Source organism: Dyella sp. (assembly GCF_036746095.1).
GTDB lineage: Bacteria > Pseudomonadota > Gammaproteobacteria > Xanthomonadales > Rhodanobacteraceae > Dyella_B.
In genome coordinates, this window is the sequence record NZ_DAIOEU010000058.1 from 12,881 (window position 1) to 28,857 (window position 15,977).

Sequence of the window (15,977 nt, forward strand, 5' to 3'; positions counted from 1 at the left end):
CACGCCACCTCCCCATTCTCGCCAGCTCGATCAGCGACGCCATCATCGCCACCGTCAATTACCAATAAAGGACGATCATGAAATACTTGATTCCTTGCATCGTACTGACCAGCACCGTCGCGATGGGTACTGCGCAGGCGGACACTGGCACCATCAAGTTCGACGGCACCATCAACGGGGCAACCTGTTCGCTTTCCATTTCCAGTACCACCCTCACCATCGGCGCCGTTCAGCAAGGCGTCTTTAGTGGTTTAAACAGCGCATCACCACCCTCAAACGTTGGCACCATCGCCACGGATCCCAGTTGCACCGCGTCCACGGTATCGATGACCTTCATGGCCAACGCCGATCCCAACGACAGCACGCTGTTTGCCGTCACCGGAGGAGCGTCCGGCGTAGGCATCAAGTTGGAAGGCCTCAATTCTGGCGGGGTATGGCAACAAGCCATACCCAACAGCACGACCTCCCCCATCGTCCATACCATTGGCGCCCAGAGTTTCCGTGCCAGGTACGTACAAAGTGCCGCGACCTTAGTCAACGGTAACGCCAACGCCAGCATTACGGTGCTCGTCACCTACACCTGAGAATCCGACATGACACAGCAGAAGCATATATTTTTTGCGGCGCTGGCAACGCTGTTTGCATTTTGCAGCGGTGCGGCACTGGCACAGGACACCGCCACCATCCATGTTGAAGGGAGCATAACCGGGAGCACCTGTTCGCTCTCCGTTTCCAGTGCCACCCTCACCATCGGCACCGTTCAGCAAAGCGTCTTTAATGGTTTAAACAGTGCATCACCGCCCTCAAACGTCGGCACCATCGCCACAGATCCCAGTTGCACCGCTTCCACGGTATCGATGACCTTCATGGCCAACGCCGATCCCAACGACAGCACGCTGTTTGCCGTCACCGGAGGAGCGTCCGGCGTAGGCATCAAGTTGGAAGGCCTCAATTCCGGCGGGGTATGGCAACAAGCCATACCCAACAGCACGATATCGCCCATCGTCAATGTCATTGGCGTGCAGAGTTTCCGCGCCCGTTACGTACAAAGTGCTGCGGCCATGGTCAACGGTACCGCCGACGCCAGCATTACGGTGTTGGTCACCTATACCTGAGAATTAGACATGGCATATCCATATGTATTTTCTGCGTCCCGCCCTATCACATGCCGCTGCATTGCTACCAGCGTGGCGTTCCTGCTGTCCCTCGGCGGCAGCGCGGCGCTGGCCCAAAGCAATGGCATCGTCAATGTGCACGGCACCATCGCCAGCGGTTCGTGCAGCATCTCCACGACCCCGGTGAACCTGGGGCGGCATTACAGTGGTGACTTTCGCACTATCGGCACATTCACCGAGTGGGTTCCCGTACCGATTACCTCGCAGGGCTGCAGTGCCGATATCGTCACCCTGCACATGGGCTTCGATGGCACGGCCGATACGGATAACAGTGGTTTGTTTGCCGTGGCGCCCGGCGGCGCCAAGGGTCTTGGCATTCAACTGCAAACCGCGGACGGCAGCGTCACGGTGATCCCCAATAGCACCACCAATCTGGTGAATTGGGCGCCTCTCGCCACCGGCGGCATCTATGCGATGCGTGCGCGTTACGTCTCGACTTTGCCCAGCGTCAGTCCAGGTGCCGCGGACAGCACAGTTACCGTGATGCTGTCGTACAACTGAACTAGCTACGGCAAACAGATTTCCACGCTAAAGCACCTTCACTTTGATCTTTGGACCCGACATGGCCGCTCGACTCTTGCCCAGCCTATTGCGTGTGGCAGTTACCTTTTCCGTTGCCGGCTTGGTTTGCGTGCCGGCCCGTGCCGACGTGGTGATCAATACGACACGCGTGATCTATCCGGTGAAGCAGAACGAAGTCACGATCCAGCTGAACAACGACGAGAAGGTGCAGCCACGCTTGACGCAGGTGTGGATCGACGACGGGCATGTGGATAAAACCCCCGATCAGATGCAGGTACCGTTTCAACTGACCCCGCCGATATTCCGCCTGGACGCCGGCAAGAGCCAGGCGTTGCGTATCGTGTACATGCATGAGGACGGTCAACGGAAGCCGCTGCCTACGGACAAGGAGTCGCTGTTCTGGCTCAATGTGCTGTCGGTGCCACCCAGGCCAGCCAACGCCGATGGCAAGAATGTTCTGCAATTTGCCATCCGCAGCCGGATCAAGTTTTTCTTCCGTCCGGAAAGGCTTGTCGGGCAACCTGAGCAGGCGCCGTCGCAACTTGCTTGGAAACTGGTATCCGAAGGCAGCGAACAGGCATTGGAAGTCCACAATCCCAGTGGTTATCACATTTCCTTCTCCAAAATCGCGCTGGCGGTGGACGGCAAGGAATTTCCCAGCGACGCACCGCCTATGCTGGCTCCGGGCAGTACCGCGCGTTATGTACTCAAAAGCCTAGGCCATCCGCCGCCGGCCACAGCATCCGTGCATTTTTCCGCCGTCGATGATTTTGGCACCGTGCAACACCACACGGCCAAGCTGGCTTCGCCCGGTTCATGGTAGCCATCGAATGCTTGGCAACGCGGCACATTAAAGAGAACGAACTAACAGTAGACGCGGGAATTTCTAAGGAATCCGCGAAGGAAAACGCTATGAAAATGATCCAGCTGATGAATCGGGCTGCGTGCGGATATGGCTATCTGCTTCTCGCAATGCTGCTGTTGCTGGGCGGGACACACGCACATGCCACCTGTACCAGCTACCCACCTGCACCGTCTACTTATACGGTAGGCAACCTCGGAACTGTTTCAGCAGGGGCCGAGAACGGGTCTTATATCCATCTCGCCGGGGGATATGCACAGGCCAGCTTTAGAGTAGTTGCGACAAGGTGCACAGATTCAGTTGTTGCTGCGAATTTCGTAAATTTCACCACACTTGCGCCTGTGCATGGTTATGTTTACACCAATGTTCCCGGTATCTTCCTCGCAATCGCAGGTCAGCCTAATTTTGTCGGGGGAATGCCATGGTCATACGTCAATGTAAACTCAAACGATGTATCTTCCGATGGTCAAGTCTATGTAGGTCTTTATCAAGCTGGGCCAACTCCTGGCGGCGTTATTCCGTCAGGCCAAGTAGGAGTCACGACAGTCGATGGCAGGGTAATCGGTGAAGTATATTTCGGGGGCGCCACCATCCTTCCGAATGCGCCCACGTGTTCGCTTTCAACGTCCAGCGCCACGTTCAACATGGGTGTGCTGAAAACCTCGGACTTCAACCGAGGTGCAGGCGCCACCTACAACTGGGTGGCCGATCAGTCCCTCAGGGCCAGCAGCAACTGCAATGCCAGCACGGCCTCCATGACCTTCGCCGGCACGGCGGATCCGGCTTACCCGAACGCATTCAAGAACAACGGTACCGCCAAGGGCGTAGCACTGCAGCTATGGCAATCCAATGGTTCGCAGGCCATCCCCAACAGCGCGACGCCGATCAGGTTCAATGCCGGCGCCAATCAGAACTTCACCTTTTCGGCGCGCTACCTCCAAACGGAGTCCACGGTAACCGCAGGCACGGTCAGCGCGGTCGCTACGGTTACCGTCAATTACCAATAGGGGTGATGATGAACATACCTCATATTCTCCGTTGTGCCCGCGCATGGCTCGCCTGTTGCGTGATTGGCATGCTTGCTAATCCGATCCATGCCGGAGTGGTGGTCGCGTCCACCCGGGTGATCTACCCGGCACAAGAAAGCCAGGTCACCGTCCACCTCAGCAACGACGAAGAAAAGTCGCCATTGTTGCTCCAGGCCTGGATCGACGATGGCCGCGAACAGGAAACGCCCGCGCAACTCGACATGCCTTTTCTGCTGACCCCCCCCGTCTTTCGCATGGAACCGGGCAAGGCACAGGTGCTGCGCATCCGTTACCTGAAGGACAAGCCGTTGCCTGCCGACAAGGAGTCGGTGTTCTGGCTGAACGTGCTGGAAGTGCCGCCCAAGCCCAAGGCCGCCGAAGGCAAAGACAGCAATACGCTGCAGTTGGCTTTTCGCACGCGCGTGAAGTTGTTTTTCCGGCCGAAGGATTTGAAAGGAGCGGTTGAGGATGCACCCCGCCGGCTAAGCTGGAAGCTTCTCCAGGAAGACTCGAAGCAGGTCCTTCAGGTGGAAAACCCGAGTGCCTATTACGTTTCTTTTGAGAAAGTGTCGCTGGTCATAGACGGCAAGGAAGTCAAAAGCGACGATCCGCAAATGGTCGCTCCCGGCAGCAAGCAGCGCTTTGTGCTGGGTGAGACGCATTTGGCTGAGGGAGCAAAAGCTGAGGTGCAATTTACCAACATTGGTGACTACGGCCAGGTTGTTCCGCACACTGCCCCCTTGATGCCCTAGGGATGCTCTCTCTATCCTCTTTGGCTGGAATGACGATTACTTCGGGCAGTCGCGCCAGCAAGGGGTCGATTTGCATAATCCTGAAAAGCCACGCATAGGCCTGGTCGGCAGCCAAGGCGCTTACGGCCGCTGGCTGCGCCGGTTCTTCGAAGATCAGATGGGTTTGCGGGTAGCAGGTCGCGACCCTCACGGCGACGTTTCAATGACGGAACGCGCCTTGGTCGAGTCTGTCGATGTCCTGATTTTCTGCGCGCCCATCCGCCAGACGCCGTCTGTCATTCGCCACTATGTTGAACAGGCAGCGGGTGCCGAACGCGGGCAGCTGTGGCTCGATATCACCTCGACCAAGGCAGCGCCGGTCGCGGCCATGCTTACATCGCAGGCGGAAGTCGTCGGCCTGCATCCGATGAGCGCCGCCCCCAAGTCCGCCACCCTGCGTGGCCGGGCCATGGTGGTATGCGAAGCACGATTGGATAAGTGGCGTCCGTGGCTGGAGCGTTTTCTCGCCGCCACCGAGGCCGATTGCGTGCGCGCCGATGCCGACCGGCACGATCGCGTGATGGCTCTGGTACAGGGCATGGTGCACGCCACTCACATGGCGCAAGCGGCGGTGTTGCGTGAATTGGCGCCGACGGTGGGCGATGTCGACGGCATCCGTCCCTTCAGTTCGGTGGGTTATGAATTGGATATGGCGGTCATACGCCGCATTCTTGCCAGCAATCCGGCTATCTATCAGGACATCCAGTTCGAGAATCCCTATGTCGCGACGATGCTGGAACGCCTCGCCGCACATATCGATGGGCTGCGCGACCTGGTTCGCCAAGGTGACGATGCAGCACGTGAGCGCATGCGCGAAACGCTGCTCACACAAAGCCGCGCTTACGTGGGCGAGCAAGCGGTGGCCGAAGGTAGCTATGCATTCGAGCGCCTGGGTTACTTGCTCGCCGATTTGCGCGAGCCGCGCTACATCAGCGTATTCCTGCCGCTGGATCGCCCCGGGTCGTTGCGCGCGCTACTGTCCGTGTTCGAGCAGCGTGCTATCAACCTTGATTCCATCCATTCCTCCCGTAGTGCGGAAGGCGAATTGCTGTTTCGTATCGGTGTAAGCCGGGACGGCGACGGGAGCGTGTTGCGCGACGCCATGCAGGCGATCGAAGCCGAGGGGATCGGGCGGATTGTAGAGGCCGCCAGCGCCGACGTTTAGCGCGCGCCCTGCGGTTCCGCCTGCCTCGCCCCTGCGCGATACTGTCGCGATGACTGACCTCGACGATAGTGGCGCATTGCTTGGCGCCGATGGGCCCTTTGTCCGCGAACTGCCGAATTTCGCGCCGCGCGCCGCGCAGCAGGCCATGGCGCGCGCCGTGCAGCATGCCATCGCCGAATGCGAAACGTTGATCGCCGAGGCCGGCACAGGTACGGGGAAAACCTATGCCTACCTGGTGCCGGCGATGTTGTCGGGCGAGCGGGTGATTGTTTCGACCGGCACCAAGGCGTTGCAGGATCAGCTTTTTTTTCGCGACATACCGAAAGTGCGCTCGGTACTGGGTGCGCGGCTCAAGATCGCGCTGCTGAAGGGGCGCGCCAATTACTTGTGCCTGTACCGGCTCGATCAGACCGTGCGTGAAGGTGCAGCCTTTGAGCGCACGCAAGCCGCACAGCTGGCAGCGATCCGCGCCTGGTCGGCGCGTACGCGTCGTGGCGATCGCATGGAATTGGCCGAGGTGCCGGAGGATTCGCCGCTATGGCTGCGCGTCACGTCCACGCCGGAGAATTGCCTGGGCGTGGAATGTCCGTTCTATGACGACTGCCACGTGATCACCGCGCGCCGCGAGGCGCAGGAGGCCGACCTGGTAGTGGTGAATCACCATCTGTTGTTCGCCGATCTGGCGTTGAAGCAAGAGGGTTTCGGCGAGATTCTGCCCGGGGCGCAAGCTTTCATCCTGGACGAGGCACACCAGATTCCCGAACTGGCCGGGCAGTTCTTTTCGCAAAGCATCAGCGCACGCCAGCTTACCGAACTGGCGCAGGACGCCTTGGCCGAATGCAACGGTGTCACCGGCGCGATCGGTTCGGTGCTGGAGCCGGTTGAAGCGCTGCAAGAAGCGATACGCAAGTTCCGCTTGGCGATCGACACTCTGCCGACGCGCGGTCCATTCCATGAACTATGGCAGCGCGACGGCGTGCCTGCCGCGTTGCATGCTATGGGTGAGGTATTGGCGGCGCTTACCGATGCGCTGGCTTCACAGGCCGAACGTTCGCGCGGCTTGATGAACGTGCACGAACGCGCCGCGCACTTGAGTGAACGCCTGGACCGCGTGGCGGAAAGCTCTTCGGAGCAGGACGTGCGCTGGTACGAACTGTTTCCCCGCGGTTTCGCCCTGCACGCCACGCCGCTGGATCTGGCGGGACCGTTGCGCGCCATGCGTGAACGCACGCAGGCAGCGTGGATACATACGTCGGCGACGCTGTCGGTGGCAGGAAAATTCGATCACTTCGCGCGCCAGCTTGGCCTGGACGACCCGCAGACGCTGAGCCTGGAAAGTCCTTTCGACTATGTACGGCAAGCCCTCTGCTATATGCCCGAGGGTCTGCCGGATCCGGCTATGCGCGACTACACCGACCGCGTGATCGAGGCCACGCTGCCAGTGCTGGAAGCGTCGCATGGCCGCGCGTTCCTGTTGTTTACCTCGCATCGTGCGTTGCGTCGTGCAGCGGATTTATTGGCCGATCGTGTGCCCTGGCCCTTGTTCGTGCAGGGCAGCGCACCGCGGCATCAATTGTTAGAAGAGTTTCGCGCCAGTGGGCATGGTGTGTTGCTCGGCGCAGCCAGTTTTTGGGAAGGCGTGGACGTCGCGGGCGAGGCGTTATCCGTCGTGATGATCGACAAGCTGCCGTTCGCGGCGCCGGATGATCCGGTGCTGCAGGCGCGCCTGGAGGCGTTGGAACAGGCCGGCATCAATCCCTTCATGGGTTGGCAGGTACCGTCCGCGGTGATTGCGCTGAAGCAGGGAGCGGGGCGTTTGATTCGCGACATTCATGATCGCGGTGTATTGGTGTTGTGCGATCCGCGGTTGACTGCCAAAGGCTATGGGAAGTTGTTTCTCAATAGCCTGCCCGCGATGCCGCGCACGCGGGCTATCGGTGATGTGCGGCGGTTCTTTGAGGTTGCCGAATAGCTTGGGCTTGCGCCCCAACGTACCGTGCATACGTATTCAGGCGGAAAGACCCGCTGGCCTGCGCAGAATCTTCCACACCCCAATGGCACTGACTTAAGCACGCATCACGATGCTTGCCGTATTGCGCTCCCTCCGCTGCGTGCAGGGGAGGATTGGGCTGAGGTATCCCCACGTTTTTGCTCGTCATTCCGGCGAAGGCCCATGCTGTCCGGGGAAAATGAAGTTCTTCAGAAATGCGCGGGCATAGCACCCGGCATCGAAAATTTCCCATGGAAATTCAGTGCCATCAGCTCGTCATTCCAGCGAAAGCTGGAATCCAGTGCCTTTGCAGATTTTCAAGTCGCTGGATTCCAGCTTTCACTGGAATGACGTCGTTTTAGCTTTCCCGCAGGAACGGCGAAAAATTTCTCCGGACAGCAGTGGGCGAAGGCCGGAATCCGGTGCAATACGATGTGCGCAGCGCTCAGCAAAAAGTAATGTGTGCTGCGCACGACGTACCTGGGCTGGATTCCGGCCTTCGCCGGAATGACGAGCAAAAAAACGTGGGGACACCTGGGCCCCCAGCCCTCCCTTACTCCACGTATGGAAGGAAGTTAGTCACCGCAAGCTCCCAGGGGGAGGAAGCGCGCACTACGGCCAGGGGTAGTGTTGATTGCAGCGGCGGCAGCGATCGGCGGGTTTCTGTTTGGTCCGCCGATCTCTACGTGGTGTGTTTTGGTTTGAGCTGGGAGCCGATGGTGTGGGTGCTATCGGGTGAGATGTTCCCGAACGGCATTCGCGCGATCGCCCTTGCCGTGGCAGCTGCAGCGCAGTGGGTGGCCAACTTTGTCATCACCAGCATGTTTCCGTGGTTGGCGCAGGCTGAGTTGGCGAAACCCGACCACGGCGTCTCGATGAGGTTATGCCGCGCGCAGGGCGCGGCTATATGCGTGCACTTCATCCACCAGTACTTTTACATGCCCTGGATCGACTTCAGGCGTCACGCCGTGGCCGAGATTGAAGACATGTCCGGGATGATTGCCATAGCTGTCGAGTACCCTTCGCACTTCGCGCCGTATCACCTCGGGGTTGGCGCGCAGCACGACCGGATCGAGATTGCCTTGCAGCGCGACCTTGCCATCTACCGCCTTGCGCGCATCGGCGAGGTCGACGGTCCAATCCACGCCAAGCGCTGCGCATCCGGTCCTGGCCATGTCGGCCAGGTGTGCGTGGGCGCCTTTGGAGAACAGGATCAGCGGCATGTCGCGTGCATGCTCATCGTTCTTTAGCGCATCGACGATCTGCGCCATGTAACGCAATGAGAATTCGCGGTACGCCGATGGCCCGAGCAGGCCACCCCAGGTGTCGAAGATCATCAATGCTTGCGCACCCGCGGCTGCCTGCGCGCTGAGGTAAGCGGCGACCGACCGTGCCAGCGTGTCGAGCAGTTGATGGGCGAGCGGGGGATCGTTCCAGCACATCGCCTTGGTGGTGGCAAAGTCGCGCGAGCCTTCGCCTTCCACCATGTAGCAGGCGAGTGTCCAGGGGCTGCCGGAGAAGCCGATCAGCGGCACGCGGCCGGCCAGTTCGCGACGGATAAGACGCACCGCGTCCGTTACGTAGCGCAGTTCGCTTTCCATATCCGGTACGCCCAGGCGTTCCACATCGGCGCGCGTGCGTACCGGATGCGCGAATTGTGGACCTTCGCCTTGCGCGAAGGACAGGCCAAGGCCCATCGCATCGGGAATGGTAAGAATGTCGGAGAACAGGATGGCCGCGTCCAGCTCGTAGCGCTCCAGTGGTTGCAGCGTGACTTCGCAGGCCAGTTCGGGATGGGTCGCCAACGCCATGAAGCTGCCGGCCTTGGCGCGCGTGGCACGGTACTCGGGCAGGTAGCGGCCGGCCTGGCGCATCACCCAGACGGGGGTGGTATCGACGGGTTCGCGGCGCAGGGCGCGCAGCAAGCGATCGTTCTTAAGCGGTATGGACATGTTTTATCGGCGTCCGTAGGGGCCATCGACCCCCTGGGCAAAGACCACGCGATAACCGCGCTTGAGCTGGGCATCGCGCACTTTTTCGAAGGCGGCGATGGCTTCGTCGCGCTCCAGGTATTGATCGCGCTTGAGCGTGGCGCGGCCGCCTTGCGTACCGGATTCGCGATAGAGCGTCCAGCCACCGAGCAGATCCTGTTCCAGCACGATCTGGACATAGCGCGGCGGCTCGGGCGAGGCGGGCATGGTTTGCAGATAGAGGCGCATGGCGTCCAGTATGACGATACGGCGGCAACGCCGCAGGCGGGCCATTTTAGACGGCCGCCGCCCTGCTAGCGAGGGTGCTTGCGTGCCCGCAACCACCGGCAAGCGCTGGATGCGTGGTTGCGCTTGGGCTGGCCCCAACAGGTTGAACTCAAAGTGATGGGGTGATGCCTGGAAGGTCCGCAGGCTGCGCCGCACGGCTTGGCAAGACGGCCAGTCTTCCCGGCGCCACGCGACACACCCGGCGAGCCTTCCAGACATCATGACAACGGCGATACTTGATCAGTGTTGCCTTAAGCGGTGGCGGTGAACGCACGATCGTCCGCATCCAGTTCCGCAAACTGGGTCGCGTAGCGTTGCGTGTCGTGCTCCAGCCAATCGAAATAACCGCGCAACCAATCTTTCAGGCCCGCAATATAAGTGCGCAACAGATGATCTGCGTTGTATTCAGTGGCGGCAGCAAGGGCGAGGAACTGCTCGATTTCCCTGTCTATTCTTGCGGCGGCGTGGTCGAGCGCATCTTGAAGCGAGCCGCCCTGGGCAGCATGGACAGTCACCATGTTCCAGAAGTGGCCGGGTTGCTTCATTTCCACTTCTACGCTGTGGGTGTCGTTGCTCCAGCAGGTGATGTTGTTGACATGCAGACGAAGCTGCTGCACCTCCGGCCGGCAGAGTGTCGAGGCCGGCAGCGGAGCCGCGTTTGCGGGGTCGATCAAGTCGAGGGTGGGGTACACCCCGCCCATATATCGCCGGATGGTTGTGTAGGTTTGCATGCCGGGCGGCCGATCGTTCAAATGACTCAAGATTTGCAGCCCCGCCACAGTCGCCCACAAGCGCATGCCATTGGCAAATCGCTCAAAGTGTTCGGCGGGCAGCAACTGCCGCAGGTGCTGGCACACATCCAGCCACGCCGTTTCTCCATATACGGGTTGCTCTCCTAGGCAATTGAAATCCATGACGTCCAGCATGGCGGCCAATCGCGAAACGGTAGGTGCTGAAACACTGTCGACGCGATCAACGAACAAGTCGTCGATCAGAAAGAAGCAAGCGATATAGTTGGCGATGACTTGCAACAGGCGGCGATCCGCACGGGGATAGCAGCGTGCGGCCAGCCATGCAAAGTGGGCTCTGGCGGTACGGCGACGATGTTCCTCATTGAGAAACAGGCCATGCGATTGAGCCCAGTCGAGCATCGTGTTTTCTATCTGCGCTGGCTCGGGTGCGCAGGCTGAAGGCCAGGGAATGTTGAAGCGTGGATGAGACAGCAGGGAGGGGGACGGGCCCAGCGTGTCGGCAACGGGAAATACGGGCGTGTTCAAGGCGGTTTCTCCGGCAGGGTGCAGATCCTTGGTTTGCTTTTGCCAGGAGATGCGGGCTGCGGTGCGGACCCTTGGTGCGGTCGCAGGTGTCTCGCCGATGTCCGGCTTCTCTCAGCAGGAGAACTGTTTCAACGCTTGGAGCTTGAGCGGCCCTGACGTGCGCGATCAGGGACATAGGCTGTTGCGTCTTGCCGATGTACGGAGCGAATGAAGCTCGCTACGGGGCGCCCGAAATGTGATTTTTATCGCAGATCATCGTACCGATCGAGCGCGGCGCCAGTTTCCACTGAAGGGTGCTCAACAGAACGTCAACAGCTGGCGTGGAAAGAGTTAAGTAGCATGCTCATTGCAACAAGGCGAAGTTTGGTCTGGTCGTTGCGCATCTGAACGACTATGGCCCGCTTAATCAGCGTTGCCCTAAAGCCGGGTGCGCCGAGCCCAAGGGCCACTTGGAGATCGTCAACAAGCTCTTACACGGCTTCGCGAAGTGTGGCGAGTACATCCATCTCGTCGACCCCTGAAATGATTTCAGCCTTTCCGATGCCACGCCACAGAATCAACCGCAGTGTGCCTGCGGTGTTTTTCTTGTCCAGCCGCATCAAGGCCAGCAGTTGTTCCGCGTCGTAGCCCGCGGGAACCTTGGTCGGCAGGCCGATGGCCGTGAGCAACCGTTCAAGGCGCTGCGTGTCGGCGCGATGGCTCATACCCAGGCGCTCGGAAAGCCGCGCGGCCAGCAGCATGCCGATCGCCACGCCTTCACCATGCAGCAGGGTGGTGTAGTGGCCCGCCGTTTCCAGCGCATGCCCGAAAGTATGGCCAAGATTGAGCAGTGCGCGCTCGCCTTGCTCGGTTTCATCGCGCGCCACCACACCGGCCTTGTAGCGCACCTTGGTGGCGATGGCCTGCACGAGAGCGGTTTCATCGCGTGCCGCGAGTGCCTCGGCGTGTTGCACCAGCCAGGAGAAAAAGGCCGCATCGCCGATGGCGGCACCCTTGATCACCTCGGCCATGCCGGCGCGGTACTCACGGGCAGGCAGGCTGTCCAACGTGCCGATGTCGGCGATCACGGCGCGTGGCTGATGAAACGCACCAACCAGATTCTTGCCGGCGGGGAGATTGACGCCGGTCTTGCCACCTACGGAGGAATCCACCATCGAGAGCAAGGTGGTCGGCATCTGGATGAAGTCGATACCGCGCATCCAGCAGGCGGCGGTGAAGCCGGCGAGGTCACCCACCACGCCGCCGCCCAGGGCGATCACGCAGGCGTCGCGCGTGGCGCCGAGCGTGCCCAGCGCTTCCAGCGCGAGCCCCACATTGGCGAAGCTCTTGTGCGCTTCGCCGTCGTCGATGAGGAATGAGGACCAGCGCAAGCCATCCAGGCCACTTGCTACGCGCTGCAGGTACAGCGGTGCCACGGTGTGGTTGCTGATCACCAGCGCATGCCTGCCGCGCAGCATGCTGCGCCAGCGCATGTGATCGTCGAGCAGATCGCGACCGATCCACACCGGATAGCTGCGCTCGCCAAGCGTGACTTGGATGGTTTCCTGAGGCGTGATGAGGCTCATGCGGCTTGTCGGTTCCAATGCCGTTGCAACAGTGCCAGGCAACGCTCGCTGGCAGCGCCTACGCCTTCATTGTCCGCGGCGGCAGGCACGACTAGATCGGCGATTTCTTCATATAGCGAGGTGCGCACGGCAGCCATCGCTTCCAGTTTCTGCTGGCGATCGACGTCCGCCAGCAGGGGGCGTGATGTATCGAGCGTCAATCGTTGCAATTGAGCCGACACGGTGGCCTGTAGCCACACCACGTAGCCGCGTTCCCGCAGGGTGCGGCGATTCGCTGGATCGAGCACCGCACCGGCGCCGCTGGCCAGCAGCACGCCACGACGGCCGCTACACTCTTCCAGCATGGCGCGCTCGCGCCGGCGAAAACCCGCTTCGCCTTCGATATCGAAGATGGTGGCAATGGAAACGCCAGTGATGCGCTCGATTTCCTGGTCGAGATCGATGAAGGGCAGGCCGTAATGGGCCGCGAGTTGCCGGCCGATCGAGGTCTTGCCGGCGCCGGTGGGGCCGATCAGGAACAGGTTGCACGAGGGATTCATGGGTGGATATTAGCAAGCGAGTCGACAGGCAGGTGGATGGATGGCCGAACGGATCCTGATCGCCGGCTGCGGTGACCTCGGCGAACGCGTGGCGCGCCTGCTGCTGGCGCGGGGTGATGAGGTGCACGCGTTGCGCCGCCATCCGCCTGGTGATGCACGCGGCATTCGATGGCTGGCTACGGATCTGGCTAGTCCGCAAACGCTTGCCGCCTTGCCGGAAGGGATCACCCGGCTGGTCTTCCTGCCGGCTCCGGACGCGCGCCAGGCAGACGTTTACCGCGCGGTTTTTCTAGCCGGCCTGCGCAATGTGCTCGATGTGCTGGATGCCGCGTCATTGCAACGCGTGCTGTTCGTATCGTCGAGCGCTGTCTATGGCGAGCATGGCGAGGAGTGGGTGGATGAAACCACGCCGCCTGCGCCGCTGGGCTTCAACGGCCGGATCTTGCGGGAAGCAGAACGGACCTTGCAGGACTATCCGTTCGACTCGATCGTGCTGCGCTTGGCCGGTTTGTATGGCCCCGGACGCCTGCAACTGATCGATCGCCTGCGTGCCGGTCAGGCTGGCGCGCCACGGCAATCCAGCCACTGGGCCAATCGCATCCACGTGGACGACGCCGCGGCGGCGATCGTGCATTTGCTCACATTGCGCGACCATCAAGGGCTCTACGTGGGCGCCGACGATACGCCTTTGCCACTGGATGTTCTTTACGACGGCCTCGCCACCCTGGTTGGCGCGCCGAAGCCGTCGGAGGGCTCCGCACCATCGGGCGTTGGCAGCAAACGACTGAGCAACGCACGACTGAAGGCCAGCGGCTTTCGCTTCGGCTGGCCCGATACCCTGAAGGGATATGCGGCGTTGCTGGATAACGGTGCGTCGTCCGCGGAATAGCTCGGCATCAACTGTCCGGCGTGTCGGAAGCCGGCCGGTGTTTCGCTTCGTGGTGGGGCTCGGCACTCTGCGAGGTGAGCTGTTCTTCGATGCCGTATTTGATGAGGTCGGCATCGCGGGTGATGCCTAGCTTGCGCATCGCGCTCATCTTCTGCGTGCTGACTGTCTGCTTGCTTCGATCGAGGCGCCGGGCGATCTCGCTGATGGTGAGGCCCGATACGTACAATCGCACCACTTCCAGTTCGCGGGTCGAGAGGTGGCGTGTGCGCGATGACGAACTGCCACCCTGAATGCCATGCCGCTGCACGACGGTTTCAATATTGGGCGACAGGTAGCGCTTGCCGGCGAGTGCGGCGTATAGCGCGGTGGTGAGGTATTCCAGCGGATCGGCCTTGCTGAGGATGCAATGGATGCCTTGTGCCAGCAGCGCGCGAATCACGTCGGCGTTGCTCATCATGGTCAAGGCAATCAGATGCACGTGTGGGAAGCGCTGGCGAAGCAGGCCGAACAGCGTGATGCCATCGCCATGGCTGCCGCCGGGCATGGCGTAGTCCGAGATCACGATGTCGACGGGATGTTTTTCGAGTAAATCCACCAGCGCGGTCGAATTGCTGGCGGTGCCGACGATGCGTACGCCAGCCTGTCCTTGCAGTTCATGCACCAGTCCGGCCAGCAGCAGCGGATGGTCGTCAGCGATCACGACGCGGACGCGGCGCTCGACGGAAGAAAGGGTTTCGTGGCTTGATCGGGTAGGCATCATGCTGCGCAGCTCTCGAGTGTTTTCCGTAACGCGGCCGGTGGCACCATGGATTCAATCAGTAGCGGCGCAGCGTCCTACACGCGTGAATGGATGTGTCATGTTGGGGACCTGGTCGTTGACGAAAAACGCGAGCGAATCGTCTGCGTGGCAGTACGGTTTTCACCAGGATGGGCTGTGCGTCGATTATGGTGAGGCGAACTATTCGGACAATAGAACTTTTCCGAAATGCATCGGACGGCGGCGCTCATGTAGATGCTGGGATTGTCATCCCAGCCTGCAGACATCCGCGGCTCAGTTGTGGCTGAGCCCCGTCATATGGTGATGAGTGTCGTATTCCACGCAGGTGTCAGCGAGCACCGGCAGGGTGGCCAGGGCGTGCCGGCTGAGTCTTTCGAAATGAAATAAAAAGCGCTGCATGGCGGCGGCGTCCATCGCCAGCGGTGCGCCACGAGCAAGGAGTTCCTTCTCGGTTTCGCTACGCCACTCGCGGATCACTTCCCAATTCGGCGCCTGCAGCACGATCAGGGCGTCCAGCTTGCGCCACAAGGGTTGATACGCGCGCAACTGCTTGTTGACCCAATGGCGCCAGCGACCGTCTGGATCTTCGACGCGTTCCAGTTCGTTCACCGGCTCTTCCAGTGCGCTTTCCAGTTGCGGCCGCAGGCCGAGCGCCCAGCCTTCCATCACCACCAGGCGCGGTGGACGGGTGGCGCGTGGCCAACGCGACGGTGGCATGCGCGTATCGCGGCCTTTGTCGAAGCGCGGCCAGGTCACCGGAAATTTTTCCGATGCATTCGGCAAGGCGGTCAGCACGGAAAGCAGCAGCTCGATCTCGTGCGTGCCGGGCACGCCGCGGGTCTTCAAGAGCGGATGCACCTGGTGGGCGAGCGCCTCGCGTTCGCTGCGCGAGTAGTAGAAGTCATCCAGCGAAAGCACTTCCGTCGGCCAGCCGCGATGCTCGGCCTGGGTCTTGATCACGCGTGCCAGGGTGCTCTTGCCGCTGCCCTGCAGGCCGGACAGGCCAAGCACGTACGGCCGCTGCACCCGCGCGATACGGCCGGCGTAATGATCCAGCAGGTGACCCGCGAGAGCCTCGTTCTGCGTGCTAGCATCATCCTTCATCGCGTAATCATGACGTGCGCTGGCTACGATTCAA

The 15,977-nt window shown here is 60.9% G+C and carries 16 protein-coding genes and 1 pseudogene; 10 read left to right on the top strand and 7 right to left on the bottom strand.

Annotated elements, in window-relative coordinates; all coding sequences use genetic code 11:
* Positions 1–77: 77 nt before the first annotated feature.
* The 9 genes and pseudogenes from V7M64_RS18240 to V7M64_RS18280 form a co-directional block, all read left to right on the top strand.
* A complete protein-coding gene (locus V7M64_RS18240) occupies positions 78–584 on the top strand; it encodes a fimbrial protein (protein WP_333681107.1) in 507 nt (168 codons plus the stop codon).
* 9 nt (positions 585–593) lie between these two features.
* Positions 594–1,115 carry a fimbrial protein gene (locus V7M64_RS18245; protein ID WP_333681108.1) on the top strand — a complete coding sequence of 174 codons (522 nt, stop codon included), beginning with the start codon at positions 594–596 and terminating at the stop codon, positions 1,113–1,115.
* 72 nt (positions 1,116–1,187) lie between these two features.
* Positions 1,188–1,676: a fimbrial protein gene (locus tag V7M64_RS18250; protein WP_333681109.1), complete on the top strand. Its 489-nt coding sequence runs from the start codon at positions 1,188–1,190 to the stop codon at positions 1,674–1,676.
* Positions 1,677–1,737: 61 nt separating this feature from the next.
* The gene (locus tag V7M64_RS18255; protein WP_333681110.1) at positions 1,738–2,520 is read left to right on the top strand and encodes a fimbria/pilus periplasmic chaperone; all 783 of its coding nucleotides are present in this window, start codon (positions 1,738–1,740) and stop codon (positions 2,518–2,520) included.
* Between the two features lie 89 nt (positions 2,521–2,609).
* The gene (locus V7M64_RS18260) at positions 2,610–3,566 is read left to right on the top strand and encodes a fimbrial protein (protein WP_333681112.1); all 957 of its coding nucleotides are present in this window, start codon (positions 2,610–2,612) and stop codon (positions 3,564–3,566) included.
* Between the two features lie 8 nt (positions 3,567–3,574).
* Positions 3,575–4,339: a fimbria/pilus periplasmic chaperone gene (locus tag V7M64_RS18265; protein ID WP_333681114.1), complete on the top strand. Its 765-nt coding sequence runs from the start codon at positions 3,575–3,577 to the stop codon at positions 4,337–4,339.
* 70 nt (positions 4,340–4,409) lie between these two features.
* Positions 4,410–5,543 (top strand): prephenate dehydrogenase, encoded by a 1,134-nt coding sequence (locus tag V7M64_RS18270; protein ID WP_333681115.1) that lies wholly within the window; start codon positions 4,410–4,412, stop codon positions 5,541–5,543.
* A 49-nt stretch (positions 5,544–5,592) separates the two neighbouring features.
* On the top strand, positions 5,593–7,515 hold the full coding sequence (locus tag V7M64_RS18275) for an ATP-dependent DNA helicase (protein ID WP_333681117.1): 1,923 nt from the start codon (positions 5,593–5,595) through the stop codon (positions 7,513–7,515).
* Positions 7,516–7,991: 476 nt separating this feature from the next.
* A pseudogene (locus V7M64_RS18280) lies at positions 7,992–8,366 on the top strand (MFS transporter); the annotation flags it as partial.
* A 48-nt stretch (positions 8,367–8,414) separates the two neighbouring features.
* Here V7M64_RS18280 and hemE read toward each other — a convergent pair.
* The 5 genes from hemE to V7M64_RS18305 all read right to left on the bottom strand — a co-directional run bounded on the left by hemE (position 8,415) and on the right by V7M64_RS18305 (position 13,172).
* Complete coding sequence (gene hemE, locus V7M64_RS18285; protein WP_333681119.1) at positions 8,415–9,485, bottom strand: uroporphyrinogen decarboxylase; 1,071 nt, start codon at positions 9,483–9,485, stop codon at positions 8,415–8,417.
* A gap of 3 nt (positions 9,486–9,488) precedes the next feature.
* On the bottom strand, positions 9,489–9,752 hold the full coding sequence (locus V7M64_RS18290) for a WGR domain-containing protein (RefSeq protein ID WP_333681121.1): 264 nt from the start codon (positions 9,750–9,752) through the stop codon (positions 9,489–9,491).
* Between the two features lie 290 nt (positions 9,753–10,042).
* Entirely contained in the window at positions 10,043–10,822 is a 780-nt protein-coding gene (locus V7M64_RS18295) for a terpene synthase family protein (RefSeq protein WP_333681123.1), read from the bottom strand.
* A gap of 716 nt (positions 10,823–11,538) precedes the next feature.
* Entirely contained in the window at positions 11,539–12,633 is a 1,095-nt protein-coding gene (gene aroB / locus V7M64_RS18300) for a 3-dehydroquinate synthase (protein ID WP_333681125.1), read from the bottom strand.
* Positions 12,630–13,172, bottom strand: coding sequence for a shikimate kinase (locus V7M64_RS18305; RefSeq protein WP_333681127.1), 543 nt, complete (start codon positions 13,170–13,172; stop codon positions 12,630–12,632). The genes aroB and V7M64_RS18305 overlap by 4 nt, the downstream gene beginning before the upstream one ends.
* Before the next feature lie 40 nt (positions 13,173–13,212).
* Here V7M64_RS18305 and V7M64_RS18310 point away from each other — a divergent pair, with 40 nt between their 5' ends.
* Complete coding sequence (locus V7M64_RS18310; RefSeq protein ID WP_333681129.1) at positions 13,213–14,061, top strand: SDR family oxidoreductase; 849 nt, start codon at positions 13,213–13,215, stop codon at positions 14,059–14,061.
* 7 nt (positions 14,062–14,068) lie between these two features.
* Here V7M64_RS18310 and V7M64_RS18315 read toward each other — a convergent pair whose 3' ends face one another.
* On the bottom strand, positions 14,069–14,821 hold the full coding sequence (locus V7M64_RS18315) for a response regulator transcription factor (protein ID WP_333681130.1): 753 nt from the start codon (positions 14,819–14,821) through the stop codon (positions 14,069–14,071).
* Positions 14,822–15,112: 291 nt separating this feature from the next.
* Positions 15,113–15,943, bottom strand: coding sequence for a kinase (locus tag V7M64_RS18320; RefSeq protein ID WP_333681132.1), 831 nt, complete (start codon positions 15,941–15,943; stop codon positions 15,113–15,115).
* Between the last annotated feature and the right edge of the window lie 34 nt (positions 15,944–15,977).

Coding starts and splice junctions, on each gene's coding strand:
- V7M64_RS18240 (WP_333681107.1), top strand. CDS start 78: ATGAAATACTTGATTCCTTGCATCGTACTGACCAGCACCGTCGCGATG.
- V7M64_RS18245 (WP_333681108.1), top strand. CDS start 594: ATGACACAGCAGAAGCATATATTTTTTGCGGCGCTGGCAACGCTGTTT.
- V7M64_RS18255 (WP_333681110.1), top strand. CDS start 1,738: ATGGCCGCTCGACTCTTGCCCAGCCTATTGCGTGTGGCAGTTACCTTT.
- V7M64_RS18260 (WP_333681112.1), top strand. CDS start 2,610: ATGAAAATGATCCAGCTGATGAATCGGGCTGCGTGCGGATATGGCTAT.
- V7M64_RS18265 (WP_333681114.1), top strand. CDS start 3,575: ATGAACATACCTCATATTCTCCGTTGTGCCCGCGCATGGCTCGCCTGT.
- V7M64_RS18275 (WP_333681117.1), top strand. CDS start 5,593: ATGACTGACCTCGACGATAGTGGCGCATTGCTTGGCGCCGATGGGCCC.
- hemE (WP_333681119.1), bottom strand. CDS start 9,485: ATGTCCATACCGCTTAAGAACGATCGCTTGCTGCGCGCCCTGCGCCGC.
- V7M64_RS18290 (WP_333681121.1), bottom strand. CDS start 9,752: ATGCGCCTCTATCTGCAAACCATGCCCGCCTCGCCCGAGCCGCCGCGC.
- aroB (WP_333681125.1), bottom strand. CDS start 12,633: ATGAGCCTCATCACGCCTCAGGAAACCATCCAAGTCACGCTTGGCGAG.
- V7M64_RS18305 (WP_333681127.1), bottom strand. CDS start 13,172: ATGAATCCCTCGTGCAACCTGTTCCTGATCGGCCCCACCGGCGCCGGC.
- V7M64_RS18310 (WP_333681129.1), top strand. CDS start 13,213: ATGGCCGAACGGATCCTGATCGCCGGCTGCGGTGACCTCGGCGAACGC.
- V7M64_RS18315 (WP_333681130.1), bottom strand. CDS start 14,821: ATGATGCCTACCCGATCAAGCCACGAAACCCTTTCTTCCGTCGAGCGC.
- V7M64_RS18320 (WP_333681132.1), bottom strand. CDS start 15,943: ATGAAGGATGATGCTAGCACGCAGAACGAGGCTCTCGCGGGTCACCTG.